The organism is Streptomyces misionensis, from assembly GCF_900104815.1.
In the GTDB taxonomy this organism is placed as follows: domain Bacteria; phylum Actinomycetota; class Actinomycetes; order Streptomycetales; family Streptomycetaceae; genus Streptomyces; species Streptomyces misionensis.
In genome coordinates, this window is the sequence record NZ_FNTD01000003.1 from 136,292 (window position 1) to 151,467 (window position 15,176).

A 15,176-nucleotide genomic window follows, 5' to 3' on the forward strand; every position below is an offset into this window, starting at 1 on the left:
GGCCTCTGGCGGTATGGTCGTGCCATGCCCTGGTTCCGACGCCGGCCCGCGCGGCCGCGCTCCGACCCGCTGACCATCGCCGTGCTGGAGTACGAGCTGTTCGGCACGCGCCCGGAGCCGGACACCGCCGCGGCGGCCGCCGTGAACCTGGCCATCGCGTTCGGCCTCATGCAGTTGCCTCACCCTGCCGCGCAGGAGCAGCCGGGCGCCCTCGCGGAGCGAATGAGCCCCGGCTACAGAACGCCGCCCGCTCAGCCGCCGCCGGACGCTGTGGCGGATCACCGGGAACGCCGTGCGGCGCATACGATCCACGGGTGGCACATACCTTCGAAGACCTCGTGACGCTGGAGCGCACCGCCGAGGACGCGCACGCCCGGTACCTGGCCGCTGACACCGACCGCGAGACCGCCCGGAGTGCCTGGGTCGAGGCGGCCGCGGCCTTCCAGCAGGCCGTCACCGAGTACGCCGAGGCCGAGGGGAAGGTGCGGTACGAGGTGGAAATGGCCGCGAAGGCGACCGTGCGGCACCCGAGCGACGACTCCTAGGCACCGGATCCCGGGCCGCTGGCGGGATCCTCGTCAGGCCACGCGGCCAGCTGCTCGCCGGCCTCCTCGTCGGTGAGGGCGACGCGCGCGGCCGGGATACTGCCGTACGCACCGACCCAGGAGACGAGCTTCCGGCGCGCTTCGGCCTTGTCGTCCCACCACCCGTGCACCACGGGCCGACCGCCCGTGGTGAGCAGGAGATGGTAGCGGCCGGGGCTCGATGTGCTGGTCACAGCTACAAGCATAGAATCGAACCTATGTCCGATCTCCCGCCCGCTGAACGTCTCGCCAAGCTCCACACCCTGGAGGAGTGGCTGGCGTGGCAGCTGGAGTCGACCCGGCGGAAGATCCGCGACCTCGAACAGCAGCAGAAGCGCCAGGCCCAGCAGTACGTCGTCGAGCCCCCGATCCACATCCACCACCCGGAGGGCGCCACTGTGCACCGCGCCGGCTGCACCACCATCCGCCGCAGCGTCCGGCACATGAGCGCCCGGGACGCGCGGATCGCGCTGGAGAAGGACCCCAGGATGTTCCACGCCTGCGAGGACTGCGCCCCGGGTCGGAGCCTGGGCCTCACAGCCGGCTAGGCGTCGTGGGCGCCCTCCTCTCGCCGCCAGTCAGGTGCCCGAAGCGCTCTTGCGGAGGACGGCCACCAGCTCCTGGAGGATGGCGTTGAGCCGGGCGGGCTCCGGCAGGTCGCCCATCTGGATCACTGGGACGTTGGGGCTGATGGGGCGGTGGAGTGCGTCGTCGGCGATGTCCCGGAAGTCGAGGAGCTTCTTCGCGTGCGCGCCGTCGGTACGGCGGACAGCGAACACGTACTGGCTGGCGAGCTGCTTGTACTCCCTGAACCCGAAGACCGGGGGTATGTGGTCCAGGATCGCCCGGACCAGGGCCGCGCTGGCGTACGGGTGGCCGGCCTCGTGGTTCGCGTTCAGCTCCCGGGCCAGGTCCAGGAGCTTGTGCACCTTCCAGGTGGTCTGCTTGGCCGCGTCCTCCAGGTCGTCCAGGAGGGCGGGGTCGATGTACGGGGCCCGCTCGTGCTCGGCCGGCTCCGGCTCCGGTTCGGGGAGGATGGGGCCGAACTGCACGTAGTGATCGCGGACGTAGTCACGGGTGTACTTCGCCGCTTCCTCGACCACGATCCGGCTGGTGACCTCGATGTAGTCCTCGACGCTGCTGACGTCGCGGAAGGCGAGGATGCTGCGGTTGATGCCCACCCACCACGAGTTTTCGTTGGACGCGCGGCTGCTGCCGGCGATGGAGATGCACGGCTCGTACGAGAGCAGGTCAGGCAGCATGTGGATGAACGCCGGCTTCAGGTGCGGCATCGCCTCGGCGAGTTCCTCGGAGCGCAGCTGGGCGTTGGTGATCTCGTGAGGCGAGAACTGCTTGTCGGTGTGGAGCTTGACCATGTGGCGCAGGACGCGCACAAACGGCTCGCCCACCACCATCCGCACCTCGGGCAGGACGAGGGAGGAGGCCACGGTCAGCCGGACGACGTCCGTCTCGGCGAGCGCCGTCCGCGGGCCGACGGTGAAGCCGTACCCGGCGCCGAACGGCGTGGAGCTCCCGATCCGAGGCAGCGAGGCGAGCACCTTGTCGGCATCGATGCGGTCGGCGTCGAAGTGGTGCTGGATGTGGCCCCACAGCGGCGGTTCGCCGTAGGCGAGCCACGGTGCGGCGATCTGATGGAGCAGGCGCTGCTGATCGTTCGACAGCTGGGCGTTGAAGAGGTCGGTCACATGTACCCCGTGCGTGAGGGTGGCGAGGCGCGGCCGCGAACGCGGGAGCCGCCAACAGAGTGTCAGAAGTCCCTAACCTACCGGGGTTACCGTGAGTAACATGTTCCGGGCGTATGGCCCTGTTCCGGCCCTGGGGATCAATCGAACCGTGGTTGGCGCCGGGATTGATCTTCGTCGTTTAAGTAGCGAGGCTGGCCGACTTCAGCGGCGAGACCCCCGGCTCCGTAGGTCGACCTACGCGGAGCCGAGGGTCCCAGGGCACCCTCGCCCGGCGCCGCCGACCGCTGGCGGACGAGACTGCACCGGGCGGATGTGCTCCCCGGGCCCGGCGAGCACATCACCGGGCTCAACGACCGCGCCGACGCGCCGTTACGGGGTGGAGTTGATGCGTCGGCGTCCCGGGTGACGGCGCCAGGTGGCGCCCGCGGGGGTGTGGGCCGTACCGTTTCGGTGGGACGGCCCCTGGCCTGCCTGACTCCACCACGCGATGCGCGGTACCGCCGCGGCGCCCCTCAGCGGGGCGCGCCCTTTGCAGAGGGTGCGGTGCCGCGCATCGCGTGCGTCGCACGACTCCTGACTCCCCCTCACGCCCCGCCGGTGTCGCGCTTCTCCGGATGTTACCGCCGGTAGCCCCGTATATTCTTCAATATACGGGGGTGCTTGTCTGAGCGCCCCTGAGAGAGGAGACCCGCTGTGACGACCCTGCCCCCGCGCGTCGACTGGCACGGCAACGAGCGGCCGGCCAGCGCCATGGAGGTGGACCGGGCCGAGGGCATCGCGGCCCGCATCCGGCGCGAGGTCGCCGAGATCCGCACCGCCGCCGAACAGCTCGCCGCCGGCAGCCCGTTCGAGGCCCAGGTCGCCGAATTCCTCACCGTTCGGGCCGAGATCCTCGAACGGGCGGGAGGCACGGCCGAGCGCGCCACCTCCCTCGGCCGACACGACGACACCCTCGCCGAGCCGGGCATGTTCCCGAACCCCGCCCGCAGCGCCCTGCTCATCGCCCGCGCCTACCTCGGCAAGGCGTAACCCATGGAGCTGCACGAGGAGGAGGTCGTAGACGCCGAGCTGGTCGATGAGGACCACCTGCCGGCCGCGCTCACCGACCCGGGCATCGTCCTGGGCGGCGCTCTCGGTCGGCCGGTCCTCACCCAGCACACCGTGCTGCGCCCCGGTGAACTGCCCACCACACAGCGGCCGCAGTACACGCCCCAAGAGTTCTACCTCTCCGAGCAGGCCGCCCGCCTCATCGATGAGGAGTCCCTGCCGGAGAACACCAAGCGGAACCGCCGCTCACAGCGCGGCATGTTCGAGGACTGGTGCGCCGAGATGGGCCGGGTGGCCGTCCCGTGCCTGACCACCACGTACATCGAGTACATCGCCTCCCTCATCGCCCAGGGCAGGTACAGCCCGAACACCATCCGGGCCCACAAGAGCGCGGTGCGCGCCATGCAGCCCGAGGACGCCAAGCCCGGCACCACCGAGGTCAACCGGCTCGTCAAGGAGTACGCGAAGAACTGGCACCGACGGAACCAGGTAAAGAAGGCACCACCCATCTCCGACGACCACTACCGCGCCATGGTCGCCACCTGCGACCAGCGCCACCCCATCGGCATCCGCGACCGCTGGGCCCTCCTCGTCGGCCGCGGCGGCCTCCACCGCCGCAGTGAACTCGCCGACCTGCTGCTGGAGCAGATCGAGGTCGAGGACGACTGGGTGACGCACTACGTCGCCATGTCCAAGACCGACCAAAACGCCCACGGCGAGCACACCGACATCCCGGCCGACCCCGACGACCCCCTGATGTGCCCCGTCGACGCCACCCGGAAGTGGCTCAACTGCCTGCGGCGCCTCGGCATCCGCAGCGGCCCCGCCTACCGCGCCCTCACCGTCGCCGGAACCCTCCAGGACCGCCGCACCGCCACCGCCCGCGGCGACCACGTCACCGGCGACGCCATCAACGACATGATCCGCGGCCGCGCCTTCGCGGCCGGCCTGCCCAACTGGCAGGACATCAGCGCCCACTCCCAGCGCCGCACCGGCGCCCAGCGGATTGCCGCAGTCGGCGGCGATCCGACCAAGCAGGGCCGCTGGAAAGCCGGGTCGGCCGTGGTCAAGCGCGAGTACCTGGACCGGGCCCAGTCCCGCGCGGAGAACCCCTGGCTGCTGGTGCAGGAGAAGCGGCGGACGGCGAAGAAGACCGCCCCGTAGCAGGCTAGATGTGATGCGGCTCACGGACTTCCCGTACTGTGCTGCGCCCCCCTTCAAGCCGAAGGGGTGAGGAAGGAGGTGATGCCCATGTGCCACATCTGCGGTCACCCTGGCCCGGAACACGCGGTCACGCTCGCGCCCGGCCAGTCGCTGCCGAAGCCCGGCACGTACGCGCCGCTGTGCACCGACCAGTGCGCGGCCTGCCGCAAGCAGCGCGCCGAGACGGACGCCCGCTGACGCGACGACGCCCCGCCGGTACGGTCCGGCGGGGCGTCGTCGTCTGTCCAGACGGAGCCCGGGTCGCATGGCGCCGAGCCCGATGGCGGCGTCGTCACGCCAGGTGCGCCGCTGCCCGTCGGCGGTGCGCAGCGCCACCAGGACCCCGAGCCGGGCGAACCACTGGCCGGCCGTGAGGGTGGCCTGTCCCTCGCCGCAGATCACGCACACCGGCTCGGTCGGGTCGCCGGGGTGCCGGGCAATGGCCCCCATCCAGCCGAGGGCGATGGCCCCGGCGCACTCCATACACCCGAGCAGCGGGTCCGCCTGGTCCTGGTCGGTGACGAGGCGGCCGTCCCGGGCGACGACTGCGCCGGTCCCCAGGTCGACCACCGGGCCGTCGCCGCGCGCGCTCATGCGGCGCAGCGCCTCCTGGAGCTGACGGCGTCGATGGTGCCGTGCGGGAGCTACCCCCGCGAGCGCGGGGACGACCGGTCGGGCCAACCAGGCCCGTCGCGCCTGGAGGAACTACCCCCGCGGGCGCGGGGACGACAGTCCAGCGGACTCGGTCCGTTGGAGGCGTAGAGAACTACCCCCGCGGGCGCGGGGACGACGCGGCGCCCACGGTCAGTGCGTGCAGCCGGGAGGAACTACCCCCGCGGGCGCGGGGACGACACTTCGTGACCTGCGGTGTTGTCCGGTGGTCAAGTCATTCTGCTTTACCTCGGTTGCGGACCGCCAGGGCTCGGCTTTTCGCCCGGGTGACTCCCGCTCTCGTGGCGCGTGTTTTGTACGGGCCCAGTGCAGGACCCAGCGATCCCCACCGGCAATGCGACCGATCTGCGCATTTACGCCGTGCGCCGCGCTACCGGCAGCTGCGCGACTGATGATTCGCAGTCGGCCCGTTGAGCGCGTTCGGCCCGGGCCCGGCGCAGCGCAGCCGCTTCGGCGGCTGCTGCCTGGCGGCGCCGCTGTACGCGGACGGCTTCGATCGGGCCGGGCTGGTCGTCGGGGTCCGGGTCGGGGAAGGCGAGCCGGCTGAGCGCGCGCAGGGCGCGGGTCTATGACTCGATCGCCTTCTGGCTAGGCAGGTCTGCGTGCCTGTCAGGCCGTGCTGCTTGGTGAGCGGCGAGCGCCTGGTGGTAGCCGTGGCAGGCCATCTCGCGGGTCTTCAGCGGTGTCTGGGGCGCGGCCGCGGTCTGCGGGGCGGGCTTCACCGCGGGGGGTTCGGGCGTGGCGCCGGCGGCCAGGACGCGGATGGTGCGAACAGCGTCGGTCCCGACTTCCTGATTCACCGTGGCGATGATCCGGGCGGTGATCAGCCGCAGCTGCGTGGCGTATGCAGGCGAGTCGGGGCGCAGGTCCAGCTGTCCGGACTCGGGGTGGAACGCGACGGCCTGGACATGCTCGGGCATCCGGGGCGAGACCGCGGCCGCGATGTCCGTCCAGCGGTCCAAGACGCTGCCGCCGGCAGCCGGAATGGCCCAGGCGCGCTCCGTCATCAGGCCCTGAAGCACGGCGGCGAACCCGGTCGGCTCGCGGCCGTCGCGCTTCACGGCACGCTGGGTGCGGCGGCGCGGCATCGCGGCCTCGCTGTCGCCGCGTTTACGGGCAGCCTCCCGAGCGGAGCGCAGCGCGACCCGTGCGAGGTCGACGCCCGACAGCTCCGGGCCGTCTGCGCCAGCCCGCTCGATGCGGGTGGTGTCGGTCATCTGGGCCTCCTACCGGTGGGTGATGGTCGTGTGCGAGCTGCGGGCGGTACTGGCCAGCTGGCGGGCACGGCGCATCATGTCCGCGCCGTAGATGCGTTCGGCTGCCTCGCGGCCCATGGAGTCGACCGCCAGATCGATCAGGTCGGTCACGCCCCGCATGAGCTCACCTCGCGCCTGCGCACGCATCTGCTCAAACTGCGGGTCAGCCAGCCCCAAGTCCTCGTACCGGTCATCCGTGCTAGGGGCTTGGGCCTGGCGGTGGCCGCCGTTGGCCGCCTCGTGGACGTAGGCGATTGCCCGCGCCACCTGGCGCGTGACGGCGCGGCTGCTGGGGGCCTGCCAGTCGCCCTCGAACCGCTCCCGCTCGGCACGGACCTGCCGGATACGGTCACGGCGGGCGGCCTCGAGGGCGCCGCGCCACCGCTCGATCGCGTCGGCGCGCTTGGCGGGGGTATCGAGGATGTTCTCCCCGCCTGAGAGCAACACGGCGAGCAGGCCGGAGCCCCGACGGACGTGGGCTGCCTCGCCGCGGAAGTGCAGCCAGGCGCGGACGTCGGTCACGGTCCATCCGGCATCGGCCACGTTCCGGGCCACCCAGGCGATCCGGGGCACCGAGCACCCGCGCAGCCACCCGAGCTCCTGGGTGAGCTCCCTCGCCAGCTGGAAGCGACGGCCCACTGCGTTCAGCTTCCGGCGGCCGCCGGCCTTCGCCTTGGACTTCTTCGGGGTGGGGGACTTGCTGGCCCCGCTTGCGAGCTTGCTCTCAGGGGGGAGGGAAGTACCACCCGCAGAAGAAACAGTTGAGGTACCGACCTGCATTGGGGTGCAACGGACCTCATCCGAAACAGCCGTCACACGCCCCTGCTCAGCGCCCCTCACCGAGGCCTTCGCCCGGGCCTTCGACGACGTCTTCGAACGCGGCTTGCGCACCTTCCGGGCCGCCTTCTTCGCCAGCTTCGCCATCAGCTCCCGGCCGGCCTCCGCGATCCCGGACACCGCCCGCGTGTACGCCGGAGCATCGGCATCGCGCTGCACCGTGCGGATCCCCAGCGCGGCATCGAACTCCACCGGGATCATCCGCGCGAACTCGCTGGCCTGCGCCGGGCCGCCGGACACCCGTGTGCCCTTGACGATCCACGCGAGCAGCCCCGCCTCCCGCAGCATCGCCAGGTGGTATTCCACCGACCGCTCCGACAGCCCGGTCCGGCGCACCAGGTACTCGATGCCCGGACGGCACGGAAAGAGCTGCGCGAGCTCCTGGGCGACGCGCACGGTCGTCGGCCCGAAGGAGCGAGGGCCGTGCGAGCGGTGCCGCCGCGGCTTGTAGAGCCCGGACCCGGCTACCCAGTGGACCGCCTGCATCCAGGAGTAGCCGTCGCCCGCGATCCGACTCGACGACGTCGACAGCCACTGGCTTGCCTCCGGCACGTAGAGACCGGGCAGCACGGAGACGCCCTCGTCGTCGACCGACGGACGCGGAGAAGGGAGTAGCACGGCGGCCGGTGCCGCCACGCTGCTCATCGGCCCACCCCGGCCGGAGAGACGCGCGTTTCCTGATCCACCCGCCGACCCTGCACGTGACGGCCTGTGGAAGGAGCCCGCCGAGCCCCGATTACTCCCGGCGCTCCCGTCAGGCGGTTAAGAACATTGGAATTGGTCCCGTCACACGGAACAGGGCGCTTGGCCGCAGTGGTAGCGCTCGTCGGACCGGCGCACGACGTGATGTCAGCTACGGTCAGACGGCGATGTGGCTGGTCTGCGTGGTATGGCGGGTATATGCGGGCATGCCGAAGCTGGCGCCCCGCAGGATGGTCATGCACAATGACTCCTGTGTCGAGGGGCTTGCCTCACGGCATGACGAAGCCCCTTCGCGGTGCTTCGGGTTCTGGGAGAACCGAGTTCGAACCGCTCGCAGCCGGGTGGCACCGGGGCGGGCAGCTCCTCCAAGAGGCGGCAACCTCGAGGAGAGCAGGTGGGCTCAGGTCCTGGTGACGGCAATCACCGGTGAACCGAAGCCCGGGGCGGCCAGAAGTCCTGCCGAGCAGGCGCCGCCCCTGAAGACTTACGTCATAACCGCCCCCTCAATAGGGGTGTGGGACGTCTGAGACATCACGAACGCCCCGTCGACGGACCAGCGGCCGGCATGGCTACTGACCCCACGGCGGGGTGCTGTGTGTCCGGTGATGGGTACGGGTACCCTGATCACGTCGGCACCTTCCTTCACGCGAAAAGGGTGCTCGGCAGGCCTTCGGACTCCTTCCACAAAGTCCGTCGGCCCGTGGCCCCTCCCGGCTTGCCAAGGCCGGTCGACGGGGCCACTTCTTTTTTGATCAACGCTGTTGGTCACTCTACCGTTCCCGAGATCCGCACAGCACACCTGTGCGTGACGTGTCGTCACCACAACGCGCTGAGGTATGGGCTAGACAGATCCGGGCGCCAGCTTGGGGCCGTCCTCACCGACGATGACTGCGCCGACCGAGTAGGAGCCCGCGGCCGGAGGCACAGCGCGGCAAGATCGATCACGCGTTGTATCCAGCGGATGTCCTGGTCTCGGTCGGGCGTGTACATCAGCCCCGATCCTTCGGGGCGTAGCGCAGCAGCACGACGTCGCCGATCGCGTGGGTCTCCAGCAGCCGCATACGGGCGGTCGACCCGCCCGGGTAGTCGGCGGTGCCCAGAAACTTCGGGGCGCCAGCCTGCCCCACCAGCAGCGGGGCGACGGCGATGTGGACCTCGTCGGCCAGGTTCTGGGACATGAGCTGGGTGTGGATTGTGCCGCCGCCCTCCACCATGAGTCGGCCGACTCCACGGCGCCCCAGCTCGTCCAGGACCAAGCCCCAGTTAAGCTCGGGGCCGAGGCTGACCACGTCAGCGAGGTCCCCGAGGGTCGCCTTCACCTTGTCGACAGCGGAGTCGACCGTGAAGACGAGCTTCTGATCCCCAAAGTGCCAGAACTTCAGGTCAGCGTCGAGGTCGCCGGAGGCCGTCACCGTCACCTTCAGCGGGTACTCCGACCGACCCTCCGCGAGCCGCTTCGCGCGGCGCTCCTCGGAGTTGACCAGCAGCCTCGGGTTGTCCTTCCGCATGGTCGTCGCGCCGATCAGGATCGCGTCGCAGGAGGCACGCACCTCGTCCACGCGGTCGAAGTCCTCAGCGTTGGAGAGCAGCAGCCGCTCGGGGCTGGTGTCGTCCAGGTAGCCGTCGACCGACATGGCGGCGGACAGCAGAACGTACGGGCGGGCAGTCATCTGCTCAGGCTTCCGTTTCAGTCTCGTGTACGAGGGTGGAGTCGAAGGCGGCGCGGAACTCATCTACGACCGGCTCGCGCTGCCAGGGGATCAGGGCCTTGTCGAGGCGGGCGAGCTCGTTGGTGATGCGGCCGGAGCCGGTGTCCTCCGCCACGGTCAGCGCGTGCATCCCGATGGTGGCGGCCTGCTCCGGGGCGCGGGCACCGGCCAGCGCAACGGCCTGCCGAGCCATGTAGACGCCGCGGTCGCGGTGGTAGCCGTCGGGCATCATCCGGATCGCGGCGGCGAACGCCTCCGCGGCCTGGGCGTGCTTGCCCAGAGCCTCCAGGCCCTGGGCGCGGTGAATCTCCACGTACGACGCGGTCAGCCACACACCCCACGGGGTGGGGTCGGCGGCGGCGCCATCGAGGACGTTGCGGACGTCGTCGATCGCCCGCTCGCTCTCGTCAGCATCACCGCGCAGCGCGTGCCCGTAGGCCTCGTACGTGCGCGCGACGGCGGCGAGTCGGCTGCGTGGCCGCGCCATCCGCTGGGCGGCTTCGGCGAGGTCGACCACATCGACCAGATCTCCGGTGTCGCCGGCCAGCTGGGCCTTGCGGGCCATGACATACGTGCTCAGGTCGCCGTCGCCGACCGTCTGCGACCACTGCATCGCCCGGTCCAGCCAGTACGACGCCGCCTTCGGGTTGCCCAGGTCCTGGTAGAGCCAGGACAGGAGTTCGCCGTACTGGGTCTGCAGCTCCATGAGGTCATGCCGGTCGACGCCCTTGGCGTCGCGTCGGAGCACCTGGATGACCTCGATGTGGTCGCGCACTGCGCTGACCGCACGCCGGGGCCCGAGCAGGTTGTCGGTGTCGATCAGCACCCGGCGCGTGCGGCGCAGGTGCTCCACCGGCGTCGAGCCGTACGCCGACGCGGCCCGCGCCTTGCGAACCAGCCCCGGTACCGAGCGTGAATCCGCGGACGCCGGCGAACCGACGCCGACCGTCGCAGCGGCTCCCAGCCCCACCCCCGCGCGCAGCAGCGCACGCCGATCCAGAGCCACCCAAACCACCGACCCATCAGCTAGACGACAGGGGACAGAGATCCCTTCACCGTCCGACGCTGCCTCGTCCGGTAAGGCCAGGGCCAGATCCACAGACGACTTGGCCACATAAGCCGGCGAATTGGCCACATGGCAACGATCGTCGTCGATCCGCTCCCACAGCCGGAAGAGCATCCCGTTGGCGCCCAGCACCTGGTCCAGGAGCGCGGCCTGCGCTCGGTCAGCCTTCCGCTCAGCGCGCTCGAATCGCCCCAGGTGGCTGTGGTCGATCCGTGCTCGCTCGGCCAGGCCGCGCAGGGTCAGTCCACGCGTCTGACGTAGCTGCCGCAGTTCGTAACCCCAGTTATGCAGGGGGGACAACCAGGGCGTCAGCTCCCGTGGTTTCTGTGCCATCCCGCCTCAATCCTGTGGCTGATGTGGCCATTTCGCCCGGCCACATGGCAGTTATGGAACCGGTGGCTCCCCGCGGGCTAGAACCGAAATGGCGGTTCGAGTCCAGCGAGGGGGTGATGCTAGTGCTTGGTATCCGACGCTGCCGTCTCAAGCACCGGTCCGGTGCCTCGGGCGTAGTTGGCCGGGCGCTGGAACAGGGCACCGCTACTGCGCCCGTCGGCCTCTACGGTTCGTACGTGCGTGAAGCCGCGGTCGGCGTAGTACTGCTGCAACGCTTCGTTGGAACGCCACGCGTCAAGGCGCAGCAGCTCCTTGCCCTGACTCAGGGCCTGCTGTCCAGCCCAGTCGAGCATGGCCGATCCGAGGTCCAGGCCCGCGACGTCACGGCGTACGACCATGCGGTGTACGTAGAGGGCGGGTTCAGCGGCCTCGGCGGGGCTCCAGAAATCGGCGTCGGCGTGCTCGTCGAGCGTGATGGTCGCCACGGGGGCCCCGTCTGCTTCGACGATCCAGCATTCGCCGGCCTCGATGTTCGTCTTGATACGGTCCTCGCGCGGCGGGTACTGCCACTGATCGATCCCGCGCTTGTTGAGCCACGATGCGGCGTGCTCCCACAGGCCGGTGACCGTGCGCAGGTCCGTCTCGGTGGCCTGACGGATGGTCGGCGCGCCTTCGAGCTGCGGTCGGCTGCGCTCGTACGTGATGACGTGGCGGTCGCCGGGCAGGACATTGACCACGGCGCGGACGGGTTCTCCCTCCCTCGTGTAGCCCGTGCACAGATGCACTGCGACAGGCGTACCGGGGCCAAGTTGCAGCCGGTCGGCTTCCTCAGGGGTCGGCATGCGGACGTGGAACTCATCGAGGGCGCGGACTTGCTCGTAGCCCAGCTCGGACAGGACGACGTTCGCACCTCGTGCGATGTCGTCCGGGTTCATGATCTCGCTGTTCTGGACCAGGGACAGCGGGAAGTGGCTGTCGTTCGTGTTGTACGGGATGCCGTCGATGAAGCGGACGCGTCGGCGGACAACGACCAGTTCGCCCTCGCGGAGCTGGAGACGCTCACGGACCTGACGCGACGGAGCCTCCACCTTCACCTCGATGTGCTGGCTGGCCTCCCGGCCTTCCTCGGACATCTGGGTGAGGAACTGATCCATCTCCGGGCTCAGCGGCCGCTTCCGGAACTCGCCCTGTGGCCTGTAGACCATCGGCCTCTTGCTGCGGACGAAGTAGCCGCGAGGGCGGTCGCTGATGATGAGGCCCTCGTTGACCAGTACTTTCAGTCCCTGGACGGCGGTCGATCGAGTGGTGTCCCACTCGGAGGCAATCTCGGCCTCCGTGGGCAGGCGATCACCCGGGGCCAGGGTCCCGTCTGTGATCTGGGCACGGATCTTGTCCGCGATGCGCTGGTAGAGGGCCCGTGCCCTGCCGCTGACTGCCATGGGAGATGTCTACATGCCAGGGAATGACTAGTCAATCTAGCCGAAGGACTTGACCCCACGTCGCGCAGCGTGCATGCTTCATTGCGTCGGGCATTGAGTAGTCAATCTAAGCCTACTAGCTAAATGCCCAGTTGCTTGACCATTTGCAAGATCGCAGGAAGCCCCTTCCCCTCATGGGGAGGGCCGGGGTTGATAGCTCCACCAAATCCCCCGGACCAGTCCTCTGGCTGGTGTGGCTCCCGCGTTGCACGTCGCAGCGCAGATGCGCTGTCCGTCCATCAGGACGCCGGGGCCGACCCGTGCGGCCTGGCGGGCGGAGAGAGCACCGCGACACGCCCCGTCCCTCCGATCACGAGGAGTCCCCAATGACGACCACGACGCCCGCCATGCAGAAGGCCCGCAAGCGCCGCCGCAAGACCCGCACCCCGAACGTCAACAGCCGACCACCGATCATCGCTTCGGGCCTCAAGGCCAACCAGATCGACCTGACCCCTGGCAAGGAGCACATGGTCTGCCCCGACTGCTCCACCTGGGTCCCGATCACCGGCATGCTGGGCACGCCGAAGCTGGCCCCCCACCACACCGGCCGAGCCAACACCGCCGAACCGCGCCGCTGCACGGCTGGCACCAACCGCCAGGTCACCATCGACGTCGAGGTCGACGCCTGGCGTACGACGCTGATCGAGGCGGTTCCGACCACCGCCTCCCGCCGCGCCACCAAGGTGCTGCCGAAGCCGAAGGTGAAGCCCGCCCCGGCCGCCAGCCAGATCACGCCCGCCCCGCTCAGCGCGGAACAGGTCCGCCGGGCTTTCCGCCAGCACCAGCAGCGGTGCCTGGCCTGCAAGGGCGAGGTCGCCGGCCGCGACGGACAGCCACTGCCCTGCCGCGACGGTGAACGCCTGGCCGTCACCTTCCTTCGACTGCACCGCCAGGAGCCCAAGCGGCGGGTCGTCCGCGAGTTCTTCGCCCGGGAACGCCGGCGCTTCGACCGCCGGTACGCCGCGGCTGCCCCCGCCAAGCGGACATCCGAGTGGGCGGCGGTCCTCCCGAAGGTGAAGGACGCCGACACCCGCCGTGCGCAACTGCCCAACGGTGACACGCCGCTCGGTGCACGGCCGGTGCCGATCACGACGCTGCACCCCGAGCGCCGCGCGAGCTGACCTGCTCCGGACGAACGACCACAGCCCCGGCCACCCCGCAAAAGGGAGGCCGGGGCCGTGGCTGCTCGTACGAGCAGCCGAAGCAGCTCACCCCCGGCCGGTTCGGCCGCCACAACATGCAACAGCCCCGGGGTGGCCGCCCCGGGGCTGTTGCGTACTGACCTTTTGGGAGGCCCTGATGAATCGCACCTCCATCGTACGCACCAGCTACGCCCCCTCCGCCGACCTGCCGGTCAACACCAACTGGCGCGAGTACGGCGCCTGTACACGGGAGGACCCCGACCTGTTCTTCCCCATCGGCAACACCGGCCCGGCGCTCCTGCAGATCGAGGAGGCGAAAGCGGTGTGCCGCAGGTGCCCGGTGCTGGAGCGCTGCGCCTCCTGGGCCTTGGAGATGGGTGAGGCCCACGGCGTCTGGGGTGGCATGAGCGAGGGCGACCGCCGCCGCATCAAGCGCCGCGCCGCCCGCAACCGCACCAAGGCCTGACGGCCTGCCACGGTCCGTCTCCCGCCCACCAGAGCAGAACAAGGGCGGGAGACGGGCCGCGGCAGGCCGACCGGCCAGCCGAAGAGGACAGCCCCGGAAGGTCAGAGGTCCGGGGCTGTCCGTGATCAAGAAAGCGAGAATCTCTCTTGAACACGACGATGATCACACGCCCGGTTCCCCGGGCGCCACAGAGGGACGACCGGTTCGCACGGGTCCTGAACGCCATCAACTCCCACCGCACCCGCCCGCCCAGCCGGCCGCGCGGCGTCGAGCCGGGTGCCGCGCTCGGCGCTCACCTCCTGGCCGTCGTCCGCGCCCAGGACGCCGCGATCCCCGCCGAGCGCCGCGCGGCGCGCACGGTCGCCGAGATGCGGGCCCGCCTGGCCGGGCTGTACGAGGAGGAGCAGGACGCCTGCGGCCTGTGCGGGAACTGGACGTGCACCTGCGCCCAGGGCCGTGCCCGCGCGGCCGGGGCGGCGGTGGCCTGATGCGCGACCGCGTCCCCGCCCTGGCCCTGGACGACAAGGAGCGCGACGAGCTGTCGCGCAAGGTCCGCGAGGTCAACGGCCAGTCGGAGAAGCGCCCGAAGTGACCCCGCTCATAGACGCGGCCCGGGCGGCGCAGCACCGCGCCGCCCGGGCCGCGCTCGCGGTCGGTCCCGCGCATCCCCTGGCACGTCTGCTGCTGGCTGCCGCCGCGCTTGCGGCCGCGGCCGCGTGGGACGCAGGGCACCGCGTCACCGACCTGCACTCCGCCCGCCGGCACCACCAGGAGAGACGGGTCCGTGCCTGACGACCTGTACCAGCGCTACCAGGCAGCACACCGCGCCTATCAGACGCATTCCGCGTCCTGCGGCGACTGCACTCGCAACACCCCTGACTGCCGGGACGGCAAGCGGCTGTTTGTCACCTTCGCCCGGCTGCAGGACGCCTACCTCACCCGACTCAAGCAGCGCCGCACGCGCTGAGAGGAGAC

The 15,176-nt window shown here is 70.4% G+C and carries 18 protein-coding genes; 11 read left to right on the forward strand and 7 right to left on the reverse strand.

Annotated elements, in window-relative coordinates; all coding sequences use genetic code 11:
- Nucleotides 1-24: 24 nt before the first annotated feature.
- Nucleotides 25-342, forward strand: a complete 318-nt coding sequence (locus BLW85_RS00865; RefSeq protein WP_074990041.1) for a hypothetical protein — start codon at nucleotides 25-27, stop codon at nucleotides 340-342.
- Nucleotides 315-545, forward strand: a complete 231-nt coding sequence (locus tag BLW85_RS38175; RefSeq protein WP_074990042.1) for a hypothetical protein — start codon at nucleotides 315-317, stop codon at nucleotides 543-545. Before BLW85_RS00865 ends, BLW85_RS38175 begins: the two co-directional genes overlap by 28 nt.
- Here the strand turns inward: BLW85_RS38175 and BLW85_RS38180 are convergent.
- Nucleotides 542-778, reverse strand: a complete 237-nt coding sequence (locus BLW85_RS38180) for a hypothetical protein (protein WP_074990043.1) — start codon at nucleotides 776-778, stop codon at nucleotides 542-544. The genes BLW85_RS38175 and BLW85_RS38180 overlap by 4 nt on opposite strands.
- A 24-nt stretch (nucleotides 779-802) precedes the next feature.
- On the opposite strand from BLW85_RS38180, the gene BLW85_RS00875 reads away from it, so the two are divergent.
- Nucleotides 803-1,132 carry a DUF6233 domain-containing protein gene (locus BLW85_RS00875; protein WP_074990044.1) on the forward strand — a complete coding sequence of 110 codons (330 nt, stop codon included), beginning with the start codon at nucleotides 803-805 and terminating at the stop codon, nucleotides 1,130-1,132.
- Between the two features lie 30 nt (nucleotides 1,133-1,162).
- Here the strand turns inward: BLW85_RS00875 and BLW85_RS00880 are convergent, their stop codons facing one another.
- Nucleotides 1,163-2,290 carry a hypothetical protein gene (locus BLW85_RS00880; RefSeq protein ID WP_074990045.1) on the reverse strand — a complete coding sequence of 376 codons (1,128 nt, stop codon included), beginning with the start codon at nucleotides 2,288-2,290 and terminating at the stop codon, nucleotides 1,163-1,165.
- 693 nt (nucleotides 2,291-2,983) lie between these two features.
- Here BLW85_RS00880 and BLW85_RS00885 point away from each other — a divergent pair.
- From BLW85_RS00885 to BLW85_RS39115, 3 genes are all read left to right on the forward strand, one after another.
- Nucleotides 2,984-3,319 (forward strand): hypothetical protein, encoded by a 336-nt coding sequence (locus BLW85_RS00885; RefSeq protein ID WP_074990046.1) that lies wholly within the window; start codon nucleotides 2,984-2,986, stop codon nucleotides 3,317-3,319.
- A gap of 3 nt (nucleotides 3,320-3,322) precedes the next feature.
- The gene (locus tag BLW85_RS00890; RefSeq protein WP_074990047.1) at nucleotides 3,323-4,501 is read left to right on the forward strand and encodes a site-specific integrase; all 1,179 of its coding nucleotides are present in this window, start codon (nucleotides 3,323-3,325) and stop codon (nucleotides 4,499-4,501) included.
- 87 nt (nucleotides 4,502-4,588) lie between these two features.
- Nucleotides 4,589-4,738 carry a hypothetical protein gene (locus BLW85_RS39115; RefSeq protein WP_167381343.1) on the forward strand — a complete coding sequence of 50 codons (150 nt, stop codon included), beginning with the start codon at nucleotides 4,589-4,591 and terminating at the stop codon, nucleotides 4,736-4,738.
- Between the two features lie 1,040 nt (nucleotides 4,739-5,778).
- On the opposite strand, the gene BLW85_RS00900 is transcribed toward BLW85_RS39115, so the two are convergent.
- The 5 genes from BLW85_RS00900 to BLW85_RS00920 all read right to left on the reverse strand — a co-directional run bounded on the left by BLW85_RS00900 (nucleotide 5,779) and on the right by BLW85_RS00920 (nucleotide 12,554).
- Nucleotides 5,779-6,429, reverse strand: coding sequence for a DciA family protein (locus tag BLW85_RS00900; protein ID WP_244174772.1), 651 nt, complete (start codon nucleotides 6,427-6,429; stop codon nucleotides 5,779-5,781).
- Nucleotides 6,430-6,438: 9 nt separating this feature from the next.
- A complete protein-coding gene (locus BLW85_RS00905) occupies nucleotides 6,439-7,950 on the reverse strand; it encodes a transcriptional regulator (RefSeq protein WP_208624800.1) in 1,512 nt (503 codons plus the stop codon).
- 1,046 nt (nucleotides 7,951-8,996) lie between these two features.
- On the reverse strand, nucleotides 8,997-9,677 hold the full coding sequence (locus BLW85_RS00910) for a RibD family protein (RefSeq protein WP_074990049.1): 681 nt from the start codon (nucleotides 9,675-9,677) through the stop codon (nucleotides 8,997-8,999).
- Between the two features lie 4 nt (nucleotides 9,678-9,681).
- Complete coding sequence (locus tag BLW85_RS00915; protein WP_074990050.1) at nucleotides 9,682-11,115, reverse strand: helix-turn-helix domain-containing protein; 1,434 nt, start codon at nucleotides 11,113-11,115, stop codon at nucleotides 9,682-9,684.
- Nucleotides 11,116-11,234: 119 nt separating this feature from the next.
- Nucleotides 11,235-12,554 (reverse strand): GNAT family N-acetyltransferase, encoded by a 1,320-nt coding sequence (locus BLW85_RS00920; protein WP_074990051.1) that lies wholly within the window; start codon nucleotides 12,552-12,554, stop codon nucleotides 11,235-11,237.
- 365 nt (nucleotides 12,555-12,919) lie between these two features.
- Here BLW85_RS00920 and BLW85_RS00925 point away from each other — a divergent pair, with 365 nt between their 5' ends.
- From BLW85_RS00925 to BLW85_RS00945, 5 genes are all read left to right on the forward strand, one after another.
- Nucleotides 12,920-13,714, forward strand: coding sequence for a hypothetical protein (locus tag BLW85_RS00925; RefSeq protein ID WP_244174773.1), 795 nt, complete (start codon nucleotides 12,920-12,922; stop codon nucleotides 13,712-13,714).
- A 178-nt stretch (nucleotides 13,715-13,892) separates the two neighbouring features.
- Nucleotides 13,893-14,201: a WhiB family transcriptional regulator gene (locus tag BLW85_RS00930; protein WP_079172192.1), complete on the forward strand. Its 309-nt coding sequence runs from the start codon at nucleotides 13,893-13,895 to the stop codon at nucleotides 14,199-14,201.
- 146 nt (nucleotides 14,202-14,347) lie between these two features.
- Nucleotides 14,348-14,689 (forward strand): hypothetical protein, encoded by a 342-nt coding sequence (locus BLW85_RS00935; protein ID WP_143060393.1) that lies wholly within the window; start codon nucleotides 14,348-14,350, stop codon nucleotides 14,687-14,689.
- A gap of 100 nt (nucleotides 14,690-14,789) precedes the next feature.
- Nucleotides 14,790-14,993 carry a hypothetical protein gene (locus tag BLW85_RS00940; RefSeq protein ID WP_074990054.1) on the forward strand — a complete coding sequence of 68 codons (204 nt, stop codon included), beginning with the start codon at nucleotides 14,790-14,792 and terminating at the stop codon, nucleotides 14,991-14,993.
- The gene (locus BLW85_RS00945) at nucleotides 14,986-15,168 is read left to right on the forward strand and encodes a hypothetical protein (RefSeq protein ID WP_074990055.1); all 183 of its coding nucleotides are present in this window, start codon (nucleotides 14,986-14,988) and stop codon (nucleotides 15,166-15,168) included. The genes BLW85_RS00940 and BLW85_RS00945 overlap by 8 nt, the downstream gene beginning before the upstream one ends.
- Nucleotides 15,169-15,176: the final 8 nt, after the last annotated feature.

Excerpts from the sequence above, each read along its gene's own strand:
- BLW85_RS00925 (WP_244174773.1), top strand. The coding sequence starts at position 12,920 with ATGACGACCACGACGCCCGCCATGCAGAAGGCCCGCAAGCGCCGCCGC.
- BLW85_RS39115 (WP_167381343.1), top strand. The coding sequence starts at position 4,589 with ATGTGCCACATCTGCGGTCACCCTGGCCCGGAACACGCGGTCACGCTC.
- BLW85_RS00920 (WP_074990051.1), bottom strand. The coding sequence starts at position 12,554 with ATGGCAGTCAGCGGCAGGGCACGGGCCCTCTACCAGCGCATCGCGGAC.
- BLW85_RS00875 (WP_074990044.1), top strand. The coding sequence starts at position 803 with ATGTCCGATCTCCCGCCCGCTGAACGTCTCGCCAAGCTCCACACCCTG.
- BLW85_RS00915 (WP_074990050.1), bottom strand. The coding sequence starts at position 11,115 with ATGGCACAGAAACCACGGGAGCTGACGCCCTGGTTGTCCCCCCTGCAT.
- BLW85_RS00890 (WP_074990047.1), top strand. The coding sequence starts at position 3,323 with ATGGAGCTGCACGAGGAGGAGGTCGTAGACGCCGAGCTGGTCGATGAG.
- BLW85_RS00900 (WP_244174772.1), bottom strand. The coding sequence starts at position 6,429 with ATGACCGACACCACCCGCATCGAGCGGGCTGGCGCAGACGGCCCGGAG.
- BLW85_RS00910 (WP_074990049.1), bottom strand. The coding sequence starts at position 9,677 with ATGACTGCCCGCCCGTACGTTCTGCTGTCCGCCGCCATGTCGGTCGAC.
- BLW85_RS00905 (WP_208624800.1), bottom strand. The coding sequence starts at position 7,950 with ATGAGCAGCGTGGCGGCACCGGCCGCCGTGCTACTCCCTTCTCCGCGT.
- BLW85_RS00865 (WP_074990041.1), top strand. The coding sequence starts at position 25 with ATGCCCTGGTTCCGACGCCGGCCCGCGCGGCCGCGCTCCGACCCGCTG.
- BLW85_RS00930 (WP_079172192.1), top strand. The coding sequence starts at position 13,893 with ATGAATCGCACCTCCATCGTACGCACCAGCTACGCCCCCTCCGCCGAC.